This window comes from Glaciecola siphonariae (assembly GCF_042652645.1).
Taxonomy (GTDB): Bacteria; Pseudomonadota; Gammaproteobacteria; order Enterobacterales; family Alteromonadaceae; genus Glaciecola; species Glaciecola siphonariae.
In genome coordinates this window covers 1,662,480-1,679,589 of sequence record NZ_JBHSGU010000002.1, presented here as the reverse complement: position 1 = coordinate 1,679,589, position 17,110 = coordinate 1,662,480, and the positions used below count along the sequence as shown (strand labels likewise).

11 protein-coding genes are annotated in these 17,110 nt (G+C 43.4%); 8 read left to right on the top strand and 3 right to left on the bottom strand.

Annotated elements, in window-relative coordinates; genetic code table 11:
- Positions 1 to 134: 134 nt before the first annotated feature.
- Positions 135 to 983 carry a LysR family transcriptional regulator gene (locus tag ACFO4O_RS08755; protein WP_382407491.1) on the bottom strand — a complete coding sequence of 283 codons (849 nt, stop codon included), beginning with the start codon at positions 981 to 983 and terminating at the stop codon, positions 135 to 137.
- Between the two features lie 267 nt (positions 984 to 1,250).
- On the opposite strand from ACFO4O_RS08755, the gene gcvT reads away from it, so the two are divergent.
- The 3 genes from gcvT (at position 1,251) to gcvP (ending at position 5,905) form a co-directional block, all read left to right on the top strand.
- Positions 1,251 to 2,339, top strand: coding sequence for a glycine cleavage system aminomethyltransferase GcvT (gene gcvT / locus ACFO4O_RS08750; protein ID WP_382407490.1), 1,089 nt, complete (start codon positions 1,251 to 1,253; stop codon positions 2,337 to 2,339).
- An 86-nt stretch (positions 2,340 to 2,425) separates the two neighbouring features.
- Positions 2,426 to 2,815, top strand: coding sequence for a glycine cleavage system protein GcvH (gene gcvH, locus ACFO4O_RS08745; protein WP_382407488.1), 390 nt, complete (start codon positions 2,426 to 2,428; stop codon positions 2,813 to 2,815).
- 147 nt (positions 2,816 to 2,962) lie between these two features.
- The gene (gene gcvP / locus ACFO4O_RS08740) at positions 2,963 to 5,905 is read left to right on the top strand and encodes an aminomethyl-transferring glycine dehydrogenase (RefSeq protein ID WP_382407486.1); all 2,943 of its coding nucleotides are present in this window, start codon (positions 2,963 to 2,965) and stop codon (positions 5,903 to 5,905) included.
- A gap of 174 nt (positions 5,906 to 6,079) precedes the next feature.
- Here the strand turns inward: gcvP and ACFO4O_RS08735 are convergent, their stop codons facing one another.
- Positions 6,080 to 8,041: a methyl-accepting chemotaxis protein gene (locus tag ACFO4O_RS08735; RefSeq protein ID WP_382407484.1), complete on the bottom strand. Its 1,962-nt coding sequence runs from the start codon at positions 8,039 to 8,041 to the stop codon at positions 6,080 to 6,082.
- A gap of 303 nt (positions 8,042 to 8,344) precedes the next feature.
- Between ACFO4O_RS08735 and ACFO4O_RS08730 the strand changes: the two genes are divergently transcribed.
- From ACFO4O_RS08730 to ACFO4O_RS08715, 4 genes are all read left to right on the top strand, one after another.
- Positions 8,345 to 10,450 (top strand): ATP-binding protein, encoded by a 2,106-nt coding sequence (locus ACFO4O_RS08730; RefSeq protein ID WP_382407482.1) that lies wholly within the window; start codon positions 8,345 to 8,347, stop codon positions 10,448 to 10,450.
- Complete coding sequence (locus ACFO4O_RS08725) at positions 10,447 to 11,127, top strand: response regulator (RefSeq protein WP_382407480.1); 681 nt, start codon at positions 10,447 to 10,449, stop codon at positions 11,125 to 11,127. Before ACFO4O_RS08730 ends, ACFO4O_RS08725 begins: the two co-directional genes overlap by 4 nt.
- Positions 11,128 to 11,255: 128 nt before the next feature.
- Positions 11,256 to 11,660 (top strand): hypothetical protein, encoded by a 405-nt coding sequence (locus tag ACFO4O_RS08720; RefSeq protein ID WP_382407479.1) that lies wholly within the window; start codon positions 11,256 to 11,258, stop codon positions 11,658 to 11,660.
- Positions 11,661 to 12,115: 455 nt separating this feature from the next.
- Positions 12,116 to 12,505, top strand: coding sequence for a DUF6746 family protein (locus tag ACFO4O_RS08715; protein WP_382407477.1), 390 nt, complete (start codon positions 12,116 to 12,118; stop codon positions 12,503 to 12,505).
- A 99-nt stretch (positions 12,506 to 12,604) separates the two neighbouring features.
- Here the strand turns inward: ACFO4O_RS08715 and ACFO4O_RS08710 are convergent, their stop codons facing one another.
- A complete protein-coding gene (locus tag ACFO4O_RS08710) occupies positions 12,605 to 13,075 on the bottom strand; it encodes an arsenate reductase ArsC (protein ID WP_382407475.1) in 471 nt (156 codons plus the stop codon).
- Positions 13,076 to 13,992: 917 nt separating this feature from the next.
- Here ACFO4O_RS08710 and ACFO4O_RS08705 point away from each other — a divergent pair.
- Complete coding sequence (locus ACFO4O_RS08705) at positions 13,993 to 17,034, top strand: TonB-dependent receptor (RefSeq protein ID WP_382407474.1); 3,042 nt, start codon at positions 13,993 to 13,995, stop codon at positions 17,032 to 17,034.
- Positions 17,035 to 17,110 lie beyond the last annotated feature (76 nt).

The following is a 17,110-nucleotide window of genomic DNA, read 5'->3' as shown; positions in this document are numbered from 1 at the left end:
CGGTGCTTGATGTCTTTTGCACTTAGCATGATGGCCTGCGTGCGGTGTTAACGCTTTTGTTCATAGTACTCTTATCAGCCAGCTTTGTTAATACGCGCTCTTTTTAAGCTTCGTTAAGGTAAGCATTATGGAGGTTAATTGATGCGTGCCCGTATAAACGTTGAGAGCGTCTTGCTTACCTGTGGGTGCTGAGTGTCTTGATTAAATAGGCAAATTTTAATTTTACCTAAGCTCGGCAAACGTGGGTCTTTAATGATATCGAGTTCGCTGGGTAAACTACTTTTTGCTAATGCGGTAATACCCAAGCCCTGCTTAATGGCTGCCATAAGCCCGTATAAATCGGCATTGGTATAAGTAATTTTCCATGCATGAGTTTGCTGCTTTAGCTGCTCAATTACGCGGCTTCGGTACACACAGCCCTCGGGCGCGAGCACTAAGGGCAGCACGTTCTTGCTGAGTTTGCGCGCAGCATCGCCTACCCATACTAAGTCATCTTCAATTAATACCTCACCACGCTCGTCAGGCTCGCTGTCTGATAGTGCGAGTATTAAGTCAAAATCTTTACGCTGGGCTTTGCTGAGTAAATGACGCGACAGCGATGAGGTGACGTCTAATGATACATCTGGATAGCGCTGCGAAAATTCACCAATGATGCTAGGCAGCAAAGTTGAGGCAAATTCACTGGGAATACCAAAGCGCAGCCGACCGCGCAGAGTCTGTTGGGTGCTTAAACTTCTTATAATATCGTCATTAATGGCCAGCATTTGCTTTGCCTGAGTATACAAATACTCGCCATCTTTGTTGGCTTGATAGCTCTGGCCTACTTTTGTAAATAGCTTACGCTCAAGCTGACTTTCTAATTTTTTGATTTGTAAGCTTATGGCCGGCTGCGAACGGCCCACGGCTTCAGCGGCTTTTAAAAAACTCCCAAGCTCAACAATGCTTACAAAGGTACGCAAATTATCTAGGGATAGCTGTTTCATTGTTCTTTGTGCACTCTTCAAGATTAAGGGATTTACAAGCGATTAAAAGCATCGGTAAACGCATGCGCTTTCAATTACTTGCATAATAAATGTTTATTTATATGAGGTAAAACATTTAAATAACTTATGTATAGATTAAAAGTTTTAATTTGTTTGCATGCTGTGAGCTTTCTATACTCTTTGGACTGTTTTGAATGAGTTGGTTTTAAAAAACCGCACATACGCACATACGCACACACGCATTTACACATACACAAAGAGAGCCATATGAACAAAACTCCGCTGCACGCTGCGCATTTAGAATCTGGTGCAAAAATGGTCGATTTTTTTGGTTGGGACATGCCAATCAATTATGGCTCTCAAATTGAAGAACACCACAGCGTAAGACAAGATGCAGGCATGTTCGATGTGTCGCACATGACAATTGTGGACGTAACCGGCACAGACGCAAAAGCCTATCTTCGCTATTTGCTCGCTAATGATGTTGCAAAGCTAGAGCAAAAGGGTAAGGCGCTATATAGCGGTATGATAAACGAAGCGGGTGGCGTGGTAGACGACCTCATTGTGTATCATTTTGATGCGACCAATTATCGCTTAGTTGTTAATTCCGCAACCAAAGAAAAAGACCTTAATTGGTTGAACAAAATTGCCGCACCTTTTGATGTTGCGGTAACAGAACGTACTGAATTTGCCATGATTGCAGTGCAGGGACCAAACGCGAAAGAAAAAGCAGGTAGTCTTTTTAGCGCAGCCCAGCAAGAAGCAGTAGCCGGCATGAAACCGTTTTTTGGGGTGCAGGCTGAAGACTTATTCATTGCCACCACTGGTTATACCGGTGAGGCTGGCTACGAAATTATGGTGCCAATTGCCCGCGCACACGATTTTTGGAACGATCTTTTAAAAGCAGGCGTAAAGCCTTGCGGTTTAGGCGCGCGCGACACCCTTCGCTTAGAGGCGGGTATGAATTTATACGGACAAGATATGGATGAGACCGTATCTCCGCTGGCAGCTAACATGGGCTGGACAATAACGTGGGAGCCTAGCGACAGAGACTTTGTAGGTCGCACCGCACTCGAGCAACAAAAGGCGGCAGGCACCGATAAACTCATTGGTCTGGTATTTAAAGACAAAGGTGTACTTAGAGCAGGCTTAGTGGTTAAAACATCAGATGGCGACGGCAAGATTACATCTGGCACATTTTCGCCTACACTGGGCCACAGCATCGCCATGGCACGCGTTCCAAACGGCGACTCCACCAAAGTAGGGGAGTATGTTCAGGTTGAAATGCGTAAGAAGTTGGTAGATGTAGAAGTGGTAAAACCAAGCTTTGTGCGCAATGGAAAGAGTGTTTTATAGGCGCTGTACCGGCCTTTTAAGAAAATTAAGTGGCGCGTTGAGCCAACCATAAAAATAAATCAATTTACAAATTACTAGGATACTTTATGAGCAATATCCCAAATGAATTACGTTATGCCACTACTCACGAGTGGATCCGTGCCGAAGGCGATGGCGTGTATACAGTAGGCATTACTGAGCATGCACAAGACCTCTTAGGCGACATGGTGTTTGTTGATTTACCTGATGTGGGCGACGCCGTTGCTCAAGCAGACGACTGCGCAGTAGCAGAGTCGGTTAAAGCGGCTTCTGATATTTATGCCCCGTTAACAGGCGAAATTACCGAAGTAAATGAACAGTTAGAAGACTCGCCTGAGCTTGTAAACTCAGACCCTTACGGCGACGGTTGGTTATTTAAAATTAAAGCAGAAGATGAGGCTGAAGTAGAGTCTTTACTCGACGCTGAAAGCTACAGCAATTCAATAGAAGACGAGTAAGTACCTAAAAGCAAGCTGTTAGGTACTATTTAGCGTATTACAAAGACAGTTGCGGCGGGCTTGGCCTGCCGTTTCTTATTTTGAAGTAATTCAAATGAAGAGCGTTTGAATTTTAAAATGTCACTTTTACTGTAAAGGTCACGTGAAATGAATGTTGCAACTAACCCTAATGTTTCTTTGTCGTCGGCGAGCCTAAGCGAGCTTGAAAATCAGAACGAATTTATTCGCAGGCATATTGGCCCTGGCAAACAAGAAATTGCCGACATGTTGGCCGAGGTAGGCGCAACGTCATTAGACGACCTGATGCAGCAAACTGTGCCTGCTGGCATCCGTTTGCCTGAGGGCTTGAACGTAGGTGAAGCCCAGCGTGAAGTAGACGCGCTTAAAGAGCTTAAAGTCGTTGCTGCAAAAAACGTGATCAATCGCTCTTTTATTGGCATGGGCTATAGCAATACCTTAACGCCGAACGTGATATTGCGTAATGTGCTAGAAAACCCGGGTTGGTACACGGCATATACGCCGTATCAGCCTGAAATCGCGCAAGGCCGCTTACAAGCCATTTTAAATTTTCAGCAGGCAACGATTGATTTAACCGGCTTGCCGTTAGCGTCGGCGTCGTTACTCGATGAAGCAACCGCAGCAGCCGAGGCCATGGCACTTGCCAAACGCGTGTCTAAAAACAAAAAATCAAATGCGTTTTTCATCGCAAATAACGTGCACCCACAAACCATAGATGTTCTAAAAACACGCGCTGATATGTTTGGTTTTGAACTCATTGTTGGTGATGTAGCAGATGCTGCAAACCATGACGTGTTTGGTGCGCTCCTGCAATACCCGGGTACCACGGGCGAACTCATTGATATTCGTGAGCTTATAAGCTCCATACAAGAAAACAAAGGCATTGTAGCAGTGGCGACCGACATGCTGGCGCTCACTATGATGACGCCGCCGGGTGAGCTTGGTGCAGATGTTGCCCTTGGCAGTGCACAGCGCTTTGGCGTACCCATGGGATATGGCGGCCCGCATGCCGCATTCTTTGCCACGCGCGATTCATACAAGCGTTCATTACCAGGGCGCATTATTGGCGTGAGTAAAGACACCCGCGGACGCCCTGCATTGCGCATGGCATTGCAAACACGTGAGCAACATATTCGCCGCGAAAAAGCCAATTCAAACATTTGTACCGCGCAGGTATTGCTCGCCAACATGGCAAGTTTTTATGCGGTATATCATGGTCCGCAAGGGCTTGCCGCGATTGCCCACAGAGTACATCGCTTTACCGATATTTTAGCAAAAGGCCTCATCAGCAAAGGCTTAAGCCTCAAGCATGACACTTGGTTTGACACTATTACGGTGAACGTGAGCAATAAAGAGGCTGTGTTACTAGCGGCGCTAGGCAAAGGCATGAACCTGCGCAGCAATATTGACGATGCAGTGGGCATTTCGCTTGACGAGAGTACCACACGTACCGATATTGCCGACTTGTTTGATGTGCTCTTAGGTGAAGGCCACGGTTTAGATGTAGCTGCCTTAGACGCTGAGATTATTGAAAGTGGCAGTGAGTCGATTCCTGCCGACTTAGCGCGTACCACAGAGTATTTAACCCACGAAGTATTTAACAAATATCATAGCGAAACCGAAATGCTGCGCTATATCAAGTCTCTTGAAAACAAAGACTTGGCGCTTAATCATTCGATGATTTCTTTGGGCTCATGCACCATGAAGCTCAACGCGGTTGCCGAGATGATCCCCGTGACGTGGCCAGAGTTTGGTCAGCTGCACCCGTTTGCGCCGCTTAACCAAGCGCAAGGCTATAGGCATATGATTGACGAGCTCAGCGATTGGCTAATCAATATTACCGGTTACGACTCGCTTTCAATGCAGCCTAACTCAGGTGCTCAAGGTGAATATACTGGTTTGCTAGCGATTCAGCGCTATCATCAGAGCCGCGGCGAAGGCCACAGAAATGTGTGCTTAATTCCGCAGTCTGCTCATGGTACCAACCCAGCGTCGGCGCAAATGGTGAGCTTAAAAGTTGTGGTAGTAGATTGCGATGCCAAAGGTAACGTTGATTTAGAAGACCTGCGCGCAAAAGCGGAAGAAGTAAAAGACAATTTGAGCTGCGCGATGATTACCTATCCGTCGACCCACGGCGTATATGAGCAAACGGTTAGAGAGATTTGCGACATAGTGCATGAAAACGGCGGCCAAGTGTATATGGACGGCGCCAATATGAATGCACAAGTGGGCGTAACGTCTCCGGGTTTAATTGGGTCGGACGTATCGCACCTTAACTTACACAAAACCTTTTGTATTCCTCACGGCGGCGGCGGCCCCGGTATGGGCCCAATTGGTGTAAAAGCGCATTTGGCACCATTTTTACCTAGCCACACGCTAGTGAACTTAAAAGCGGGCGGCACGGGTGAAGATTTAGGTAGCAATAGTGCGGTATCGGCTGCGCCATGGGGCAGTGCGTCTATTTTGCCCATTAGCTATATGTACATCAAAATGATGGGAAGCGATGGCCTACGCAAAGCTACCGAGGTTGCGATATTAAACGCAAACTACGTTGCGAAAAAGCTAGAAGGTCACTATCCAATTTTATATAAAGGCATGAACGGACGCATTGCACACGAATGTATTATTGACTTGCGCCCGCTTAAAGAAGCCAGCGGCGTGACTGAAATGGACGTTGCCAAGCGCTTAAATGACTACGGCTTTCATGCGCCTACGATGAGCTTTCCGGTAGCCGGCACGCTGATGATTGAGCCAACTGAATCGGAAGCAAAAGCAGAGCTAGATCGCTTTATTGAAGCGATGATTTGCATTCGCCAAGAAATAGACAAAGTACAGTCGGGCGAGTGGGATGCTACCGACAATCCACTGCACAATGCGCCGCATACCCTAGCGGATATTATTGATGCAAACTGGACCCGCAGCTACAGTCGAGAACTAGCAGCATACCCAGTAGCTGCAGTAGCTAAAGATAAGTTTTGGCCTACGGTAAACCGTATTGATGATGTGTTTGGAGACAGGAATTTGATTTGTTCGTGTCCGGATTTGGATTCTTATCGGGATTTTGCGGAGTAGTTGTGAGTAATAATTAAGTTGTTCCTCTGCGTTTTAATTAAGTTGTTCCTTAAACTTTCGATATCTTCAAAAAAAGGCACTTAGTGCCGTTTTTTTGCCCGAATAAAAGAGTAACAAGAAAATAGACTCAAACGTTCCGAGCGCGACAAAATAAAATGAGGCAGATTGTTAGGTCTAATTCACTTTGTATTTTCGGATATTCTCAAGCATTCGCGAAGCAACTCTGGAGAGCTGGTATGCAGCGCTAGCTACTTGCCCGGAGCCATGAGCATTTTCTTCAGACATTTTATCCACAGACTCAATGTTTTGCGTGAGATAAGTAATTGACGAACCTTGTTGTTGCGCAGATTGGTCGGCATTGAGCGCTAAACGCTCGAGTTGTTTCATGTTTTCGGCAACTTCACCTAGAGCTCTACTGATTTCGTCAGAACTTGTGACTGCGTTATCCGCCGTTTGCACGCCACTGGCAATTGAATCAAAAGCTTTAGTCGAACTCGCGTTCAAATTATCGACGACGTTCGCAATTTCTTCCGTCGAATCTTGAGTGCGTTTAGCCAACGCACGCACTTCATCAGCAACAACCGCAAAACCTCTCCCTTGTTCGCCAGCTCTTGCAGCCTCAATTGCCGCATTAAGCGCTAGTAAGTTGGTTTGCTCGGCAACCGAGCGAATAACATCAACCATTTTCAAAATATCACCTACTTTTGCATTTAATTCTTCAATTGTATTACCGACCTTTTTCACTTCATCTGCAGTGCTGCGTATCCCTACCACTGCAGACTGAACAATAGCTTCCCCTTCTTTCACTTTATCAGCTGAAAGTTTTGTGTATTTGCTAAGTTCAGCAAGTGATTTCACATCTTCCTTGATGCCTAATTCGACACTTTTTGCTAGCATCAAGCTGGAAGAAACTTCGCGTTGCTGTTTCGCGGAATTTTCACTGGTTGCAGAGCTAGAGGCTGCACTCTGTTCGCTTGCTGAAGCAATCTCTAGCGCGTTGTCTTGGAAGGTACCTAAATCTTGACAAAATTGTTCGATTAAACTGTTTAGAAGTTGTGCAACTTGTCCTAAATCGTCGCTTGATATTTTCTCTATTCTTAGGCTCAAGTCTTGTTGAGTTTGCATCACTTCTAATTTCTGCTTAAGCTCTGACGATTGTTGTTTTCTAAGACTTAAAACCGAAAAGGTCGCTACTGCTAGTAAACTCACTACGATGAGCAATATCACATCAAATATCACCATGTAAAACGCAGTTTCATAGTCTTCATCGGCATGCAATATCAATTGACTAAAAAGCACTTTTTTGGCGCTGTCTATTTTATTTATTCTTGCCGTAGCCGCTTTAAACCACGCCTCAGAATTAGAAGTAAGCTTATTGGATTGAAGTTGCGACCGAAATGCGTCTACACCTTTATTTTCTGGAGAGTTTATAAGCTTAGAAAACTCCCCACTAAACTCTTTTGTCGACAAAACTCTTATGTCGTTGATCTTCTCAGTCTGCGCTTTTGTTAGTTCGAGCACTCTAATTAATTGACCAGCGCTAATCACCGAGTCAGCAAATATGGTGCTGACTAGCGCGCGCTCTAATCCAGCATTTTCTTGAAGACGCGCCAACTTATACAAAATAACAAGTTTTTGCTTACCTAATGCATTTTTAACGGATGCTACCATTCGCCCGTTAAAATCGAGCAGCAGTTCGGTCGCTTCAGAGTACTCGCTTATGTTGGCAGAAAGGCTTAAATTTAGGTTATCTATATTTTTTCGAAGATTACTGAGATTTGATTGATAGAGACTTAATTGAGTAAGCAATTCAGCCTCTACATTGGGTATTTCTTCGAGATTATTGTAAGTAAAAACCTTGTCAAGGGCGGCATCGACTAGCAAGCGTTGCCTTTTTAATTCAGAGCCGAAGCTTTGGCCATCGCTACTTAAATAACCTGCACTCATGCCTCGCTCTTTTTGAATTTCAGCGATAGCACTATTGGTGAATTGAGCAAACTCTGCCTCTATTTTTGTCAAAGATGCAGTAGACAACTGTTTTGACGAAATAACTATATTAAAAATAATAAACCCAACCAGAATAATCACTGGTGTGAGCGAAAGTAACGCTATTTTTTTTGATAACCAAGATTGCATCACACATCCGTTAGCAGTGGTAAGTTGAGGTAAATTGCAAATTTATAAAAACGGTATAGTAGAGAGTCGGCAGATAATACAAATGCTTGAGGGCGTTATTTTCGAGTGCAACATGCACAACAAAAAGGGATAGAGCTGAACATAAGCCTTACATTGACGACCGGCTTTGAATGTGGAGTGGTATTTATAGTGGCACAAATAAACCGCACACCTAGTTAAGCGTTAGCATTCCACACTTTTTGGACAGTTTTACTTAAATCATTGAGTTATACTCATGGAGCGTCATATTGTTGGAGTAAACGCTTGAGGTATTTGCGCGCATTTGTCTGTTTTGGTCTGCTTATCGTCACCACAAAGCTTATGGCGAATGCAGAATTTATTAGATTAAAAGATAGTGCCGACACTATTCGCTCGTGCTGGTTAAAATGTCCAGCGGATGCCATGGAAAGCGGGCAAGCAGTACGCACCTACTTAGCTGGGCGCACAGAGTTAAGTCAATCTGAGATTAATCAATACGCCATAATTTCAGGCTATCTCCCTAGAGTATACATAGATAGGGGCGAACATCAGGTTGCTGAGCAGATAGTTAGTGATTTTTTATCGAAAAACATTGAGCCTAGCAATCCAGTTGACAAAGCGCGAGCCATTGTTAACTTAGGAATTGTATACAAAAATACTGGCCGAAATCTGCTAGCTCGCGACACCTATTTAGCCGCGCTTGATATTTATAGAGCCGCCGACGTGAAAAATGCGGTAGGTAATGTTCTAAACAATCTGGCGCTTGTGAGTTCGTCAAACGGTGATACTGGTGAAGCAATTAAGTACTTACTTGAAGCACTCCCTCTTGTAGAAGAAAATGCCAATCCATTAGCCTTCGCATCAACACTCAGTAATCTCGGTGCGATGCATATTGACCTTGCTCAATTCGATGCTGCCCGCAATTATCTAGATAGGTCTCAAGCCGTGCTTGATACGCTGGATTTTTCAAGAAAACACGTAGAAGTCATTAACTATCGAGTAAGGCTTGAGACTGATTTGGGGAACAAAGAGCTTGCGCGGGAGCTTGCTCAAAGAGCTAGCGAATCGGCGGCTGAGAATGAGTTTTATGATTTGCATAGCCACTCTCAGTATCAACTAGGGCGTATTGCATTTAACGACAAAGCATTTGATTTAGCGTTGTCGCATTTTGAAACAGCCAAAAATGTATTAGAAACAACTCAATCATTGTCGGCTCGTTTACGCATTGATTACTTCATTGCTCAAATTGCACTTGAAAATGAAGAGCTTGACGAAGCAGAGAAGATAGTTAATTCAGCACTCGATATTGCGAATTCACAAGGACTAGGGCTCGAAATTTTGCGCTTTCAACACTTGCTTGTAAATGTATATAAGGCAAAGGGCGAACATCAAACTGCCTTGCGAGAATTTGACACCTTGTTTAATACCTATAAAGAAAGGGTGACGAAAGATAAAGAAAATCAGGTCTCTCAATATTCAGTCTTGCTGCACGAGGAGGAGAAACAAAGAAAGCTTGCTGAATTGTCTGAAGAAAATGCACTTCAAACTAGTGAATTACTAAAAGAAAAACAGTCGCGCCAACAGTATATATTTAGCTCTGGTGCTGTGCTTCTATTATTGGTGGGGAGCCTTATAGTGCTCTATCAGAGGCGGAAACTGGCAATATTCAAAGCAAAAAAAGCGCAAGAACTTGTTGAGCGTAAAAATCAGATGTTGTCTGACGTATCACACGAATTGCGTACACCACTTGCCGCAATCAAACTGCAAATAGAGATGCTTGAATATCAAATTGCCGAAGACCCTAAGCAGACTTACTCTATTGTACACAATAAAATTGCTAGCCTGAATGGCTTAATCAATGACGTCTTTCAACTGGCGAAAGCGGATGCTGGTGAGCTTGATATTGTCTTTGCTAAAATAAAGGTCCGAGCATGGTTAGAAAAGACAGTGGCAACCTACGAGCCCCTCGTAAATGATGCCGGCTTAAGTATCTTGCTTAAGGTCGAATTTGATTATGATCTTATGCTTACAGGAGACGAGCGTCGTTTGAGTCAAGTTTTAGACAATTTGATAGCAAATAGCTGTCGCTATACTGATGCGCAAGGCGAGATTGTGGTTACCGCAAGTGCAACGCAATCACACTGCATCATTTGCATCGAAGACAGTTCTCCCGGCATATCTAAAGAGCATTTGCCTCAATTATTTGAGCGCTTGTACCGGGTAGATAAATCGCGCAGTAGAGAGTCGGGCGGCTCGGGCTTAGGATTGTCGATATGCCAAGCGCTGGTGAAAGAACACGGTGGTAAGATTAGGGCCGAAAATAGTGACCTAGGTGGTTTAAAGGTTGAGTTTACACTGCCCTTGTTTCAAGACGGAGATAGAGACGAATGACGCACGTACTTGTTGTTGAGGATGAAGTGTCAATTGCAAATGCACTCAAAGCTTTTTTAAAGCATGAAGGCTTTGAATGCACCGTTTTACACTCAGCACTTGATGTCACTGAAATAGTCAAACGCTATAAACCTGATTTGGTGGTATTGGACATAATGCTACCCGGTGGTGATGGCCTAGAAATTTGCAAAGAGCTTCGAGAGCAAACAAACGCGCCGATTATTTTGCTCACTGCTCGAGCGTCTGAGAAAGACCGATTGATTGGTTTACAAGCTGGCGCGGACGACTATGTTTGTAAGCCGTTTAGCGCACCAGAGTTAGTGCTCAGAATAAAGGCGATTTTACGAAGAGCCGCACCGAATGTAGACATCTGTAACAGTAGCAATGCGTTAGTTTTAGATAGTGAGCGTCAGCAAGCGCGCTTTAATAAAAGTGCGGTTGATTTAACAAAAGTCGAGTACTTGTTACTACAAACATTTTTGAGCACACCGAACAGAATTTATTCTCGAAGCCAATTAATGAGCATTATTTACAGTGACAACCGTGTGGTTTCTGATCGCACCGTTGATAGTCATGTGAGCAAACTACGCAAAAAAATACAGAGTATTTCAGAAGAGTTTGAATTGATTATTGCTGTGTATGGTTCGGGCTATAAATACGCTCCCATCGATCATTAGCGTGCCGCTAATTCCACACTTTCTCCACAGTGTTTGTATGGCTAATTTGCGATAATAAAATGGTTCTCGTAAGACATCGTCGAGACGCTAGGGACAGCCCCTATTTTATAAACAAATAGAGAAGATTAATGACTATGCTCGCACTCAATATCGAAAAAGCACCTTATGAAATTGCGCTAGAAAATAGCCGCTCTTTACATCGATTCATTAAAACAAAAAATTTTGCAAAAAGCGCAGCGCTCTATGAGCCTTTTGCAATGCTAGAGGGTCCTGCAAAAGAGTTGTATCTTGGGCAAGAAGACATACAACTCTTTTGGGAGCAGTTTAGTGCTTTTAATTTAAGCAGCTTTAGTGATTATAAAGGTCAAATTAGCCATTCAAAAACTGATTCGATTAGCATAAGCGCTAGATGGCCTATGAATAATGATCGCTACATCATGTCTTTTGAAACCTGGGCTGTTGATAGCGAACATTCATGTTTATTAATAGAGCAACGCATTGTTGAAGTATCTTGTCATAGCACTAATTATTGAACCGGATGTATGCACCTATCTAGTCTCGCACTGCTCCGGATACACTTAGGCGTCCATTTCGTCATTTGGCGGCTTATTTAATTTTATACTCACGCAATAATAATACGCGCCGTCATAAACAATAAAAATGTAATGTTCAGCCCAAAATTTTTCTATCGAGTTAAGAGGCCTAAGTTGTATTCGCGTTTATTAGTTTGTATCACAAGATAAACTAGCAAAGCGAATCTGCTGGGCCGATTTTGTAGTGCTCAAAAAACATATACACCGATTTAGCTAGTTTCTGAGCGTTTGCTGGCGCTTTCCCATCTTTAAATTTAAGCGCGCTTTCCATTATTGCTGAAAGTTACTCAAAGCATCCATATTACTACACCGTAATGATAATAATTTCTATTTGCATTTTTTAAATGTTAGGCTAATATCTCGAGTCTCCAACAAGTAAAGTAGGTAGGATAAACATGTATAAAAAACGAATAGTACTCGCGGCGTTTATAGCACTAGCAGCAAATTTTTCAGCCAATGCTGACGATGAATACAAGCATTTCCCTGCGTTAAAGTCTGAAAGTTCCGCACAGGCGCTTTGCCGTATTCAAGAGTATAACTCACGCTTACAAGACATTGTCACGCAAGATGAAATCAGCGTAGAAGGTATGCTAAAAGTCCATGAAATTAGCTACACCCTTGAAAACGCCCTTCAAAAACTGACGGCAGATTTACAGCAGGCCGCAATTGATTTAGAAGAAGCTCATCTTGGCTCAGAGGCCTTAGAGCAAACTCGCGTAAAAAACCACGCAAACCTGTATTTGGACATTACTAAGGCACTGCATAATGGCCTAAAATGTGATTAACTCTAGGTAGGTATGAATGAAAGTCCCTATGACTTGGCTGACGAGACCGGGCTGATGTGACTGGGTTTATACAGCAGGGCTGATGCCCTAACGCATTATCTATTGCGCGCCTAACTTTGCCAATTCAGATTTGAGTGCGCTAGCAGTAAGGTCTTTCTCGGCTATTGGAATTAATGTGTTTACTCGCTCAATAATTTGGGCAATACATGCTCGAAAACCTTGTGCTTTTTCCTCTTCACTACCTTCAATTTTAGACGGATCAGCAAGCCCCCAATGCACTTTTATAGAATCGCCAAACCATACTGGGCAGGTTTCTTGAGCGGCCGCGTCACAAACTGTCACAACCACGTCTGGTTTAAAATCCTCAAACTCATCCCATGATTGACTTTGCAGACCTACAACAGAAATATCAGCTTCTTTAAGAAATTGGATAGACAGCGGATGTACTGCGCCCGACGGCTGACTTCCTGCACTTTTAGCTACAATACGGTCGCCTGCGACATGATTTGTAATAGCTTCAGATAAAATACTTCTGCATCTGTTATGTGTGCAGATATAAAGAATTTTCATTTGTTTTCCTTAAAAATAGCAGGGCGAAACCTGTTGCTTGAATGCCTTGAGCTTAAACAGTGTGCTTAAACGATGCGCCAGTAAAATAGTAAATAATAGAAGTTGATTCCACGATTATTGCTAATGACCGTTCTAGGCCAATCAGATAACTGCTTATGCAGTTGGTATTACATGCATTTGCCGCGACGCTCTTACTGTAAGATATTCCATGTACCTAACAACACGCACAAAATATACTATATGTGAAATTTCATATATTCAACGCAATTGCGGCCCTTACTGTTTTGTAAGTGTGGGCAATTTGTAAATGTGAGTAACTTGTAAGTTTGAGCAAGTGCATAAATCAAACCCCGTATAAAGTTTATTGCTTTGTTTGCAAATTGGTTAACCTTTTCACTCGTGCTTTGTCACAGAGCATATTTTCAATAAGGCATTTTCGATTGTTATTGCTGAGTAATTGCTTCTCAGCTGCCCTCAAACCAATCATTCAGCTACTGCTAATAATTTCTTTCGATAGTCTACGCCCAATAGAAACAAGGTTTGCAGACACGACTTTGTCTCATAAATAATCGTAATCTCTTAACAGAACTGAGCTATTTTTAAGGGCTCACAATCTAAAAACAAGCACATAAATGAACTCGATTTACTCGAAACACTTAAGTTAATTTTTCACTGAATGTTTTGTTTTCTGACTAGGTTGTATTACCAATGAAAGTGATAAAAATAAATTTGGTAAAATAAATGGTTGACCTTTATTCGATATATTGTAATCATCTGGTTAACGGGATGTAACATTTAAACAATACTTTAACTTACAACTTGCATTATCCGGCATAGTAAGTTCTGTGAAAAGGATTCGAAATCATAGAACTTGCTTGATGTTTGCCCAGACAAGAAATCAACACACAGGAAAAATTATGACACACAAGCTTTCAAAAATTACTCTGGCCTTGCTCTCGGCAACCTCTATCAGCACGGGCAATTTGGCAATGGCTCAAGCAAATGCAAACGATGGTGCAAGCACAACTGACCAAGTCGAAGTGGTAGAAGTTTCAGGGATTCGCAGTTCGCTTACGAGCGCGCTCTCTGAAAAACGCTCGTCTACCAATCTCGTAGAAGTCATAGAGGCGGAAGATATTGGTAAATTGCCAGACCAAAACCTTGCCGAAGTACTAGAAAACATTACCGGTATACAAATCACTCGTACTGCCGGTGTAGGCACAGGCGTTCAAATCCGTGGTTCTAATTCAAATAATGTGCTGATCAACGGTGTAGAAACCGTTGGTGCAGGCACAGGCCGCGGCGGTATCAGTTTTGAAGATGTATCAGCGTCGATTATTGCTGGGCTTGAAGTAACCAAAGCCGCTGAAGCAAAAACCATCGAAGGCTCTGTAGGTGGTACCGTGAATTTGCGCACAATTCGTCCCCTTGAGCTAAACGACACGCTCATTAACGTAAGAGTGCAGGGCGAAGATAGCAGTCTTACCACCGACGGTATCCAACCACGTTTTTCCGTTGCCTATGGCGATAATTGGGATGTGGACGCTGGCACATTTGGTTTTGTGATAAGTGGCAGCGTTACCGAGCAAGAAGCCACTTCATTTCGCCCTCGTGTTGACCGCGACGGCAGCTTAGTCGAAAACTGTAACGCTGTTGTAGTGCGTGGTGATAATGTTGAGGACGTCGCGAATAGACCTGTGTGTCAGGATTTTGATTTCTTAGATATTCAGTTTTTAAACCAAGAGCTTGAAAATTTTGAATACGACACGACCAACATTTCAAGCACCTTTGAGTATGCACCTAATGACAACACAAAGTTTTATTTTGATGTTGTGTATACTGACCAAGAACGTCGTCAGGATTCGACTCGAGTGCAGGGCTCAGGTGTAAGCAGCGTCTTAAATTATAATTTGCCTACAGCTTTTGAAACCGTGAATTTTGGCTCCTTAGACGGTGTAGAACTCGGCAGCATTCAAGCAGCTGTGCGAGGAACAATTGAACCGAATCTTGCTGTAGATGATGACGACCCGAATCTTCGTTTTAACAGCGACACTGGCGCTCGCCTTACCGATACGACCTTGTTTAGGTTAGGCGGTGAGTGGCAAGGCGACAACTTGTTTGTAAGTGCTGAAATATCGTCTTCTAAGTCAGACACTGTTAACCCTAATTTGAGCACTCAGCTTAACTTTATTAACCCAAATGCGCCTCTAGACAATTTAGACGAAAATGGCAATATCACCGCCAGTACAAGTAATGACAACTCGGTTCCTTTTATCTACGACCTTACCGGTGGCTCACTTACCTTTGGCATTAATTTCGATTCACCTTTTGCGCCCTCTGTAGACGATTTGCTTAATCCAAACAATGTAGTACTCGACCAAGTCGACATTGGTCGCGACACCACAGAAAACAAGCTCGATGCATTACGCACAGACTTTACCTACTTCTTCGACGATTTTGTGATTAATTCGGTGGACTTTGGTTATCGTTTCAGCAAGCGTGAAAGCACGTTCAATGATGTGTCAGACCGTATTGGCGGATTTAGTAGAATGGTAGACAGCCCTAACGGTAGCTTGTTTGCAAACTTATTAGTCGCCGGACCTAGTAATTTTGGTGATGCAGATGGCCGTGAGTTAGCCTTGCGAAACTTCTTAATTGTCGACCCAGACTTATCATTCGAAGACCCAGATTTTGTTATTTCTACACTTGAAGCCGCACTTATCGCGCATGACTCTTCGCCTGACCTAGCTAACTTACAGCCGTCTGCAGCAGCCTTTTTCAACATAGAAGAAGAAACGCACGCGTTGTATGCACAAGCAAACTTTGAGTTTGAGTATGTAATGGGTAATTTTGGTGTACGTCACATTCAAACAGATGTTGATTCAACGGGTAATACTATTACCAGTGACGGCGCAAATCTAACGACTGTTTCGGGCGATTATAACTTTACTCTGCCGCGTTTGAATATTGTCGCCACACCTCACGATGATGTTGTATTGCGCCTAGGTTGGGGACAAGACATTCGTCGCCCTGACTTTTCTGACCTTAATACCTCAGTGAGCTTAATTACTAACGTGAATGCCTCGGTTAATATCGGTAACCCTGGTTTAGAGCCTCAAGAAATCACAACATTGGATTTAGCCGCAGAATGGTATTTTGCTGAAGCAGCAGTCGTCAGTATTGGTTACTTTGACAAAGAAATAAGCAATTTGTTTGTTGACCAATTAAGCAGTGCTCCGGTCGACGGAAATGGTTTTCGCAGCACTAACCCTTCGTGTCCAGGCGGTGGTTTCTTCAACCCTATTGCTGAGGGTGATGATTTTCTTGCGCCACTTGGCACCACGGGCATTTGCGTAGATTTGCAATCAAAAGTAAACGATTCTGCTAAAACCAGCCAAACTGGTTGGGAAATGGCTGTGCAGTATGACCTTTCAAGCTTTGAAGATGAGCTAGGCTGGGCTTCAGGCTTCGGTTTTATTGCTAACTATACCATTCAGGAGTATTCGGGCGGTTCAATTGAGAATGAGTCTGCTACGCGCGGTACCGATATTTTTAACGCGATTAACGGCATATACGACAGCAACAACTTTCAAAAAGTAACGGCGGTTCAAGGGCTTCTCGATTTTTCTGAAAATGCTTACAACATCACGACTTACTATGAGAAATATGGCCTGAGCGCACGCTTCAGATACACATGGCGTGAAGCCTTTCGTACCGATGATACGGCAGCTGGCGCATCTCGTAACTCGACTCTAGGTTTCCCTGTGTATACTCACGACCGAGGGCAGTTAAATGCGAGCATTAACTACGACGTTACTGAACAGCTTAATGTTGGTCTTGAAGCGGTTAATTTAACCAAAGAAGGTATTACGCAATCTTGTGTAAACGAAGGCGCATTACTTTGTTTTGAAGGCTTAGCAGACCGTCGTATTACTTTCGGTATTAGCTACACTTACTAGCATTGTTACAAAAGCAAGAGGTATGTCGCTTTAAATGACATGCCTCTTTTATTCATCACGAGTTTATGGCACGAGA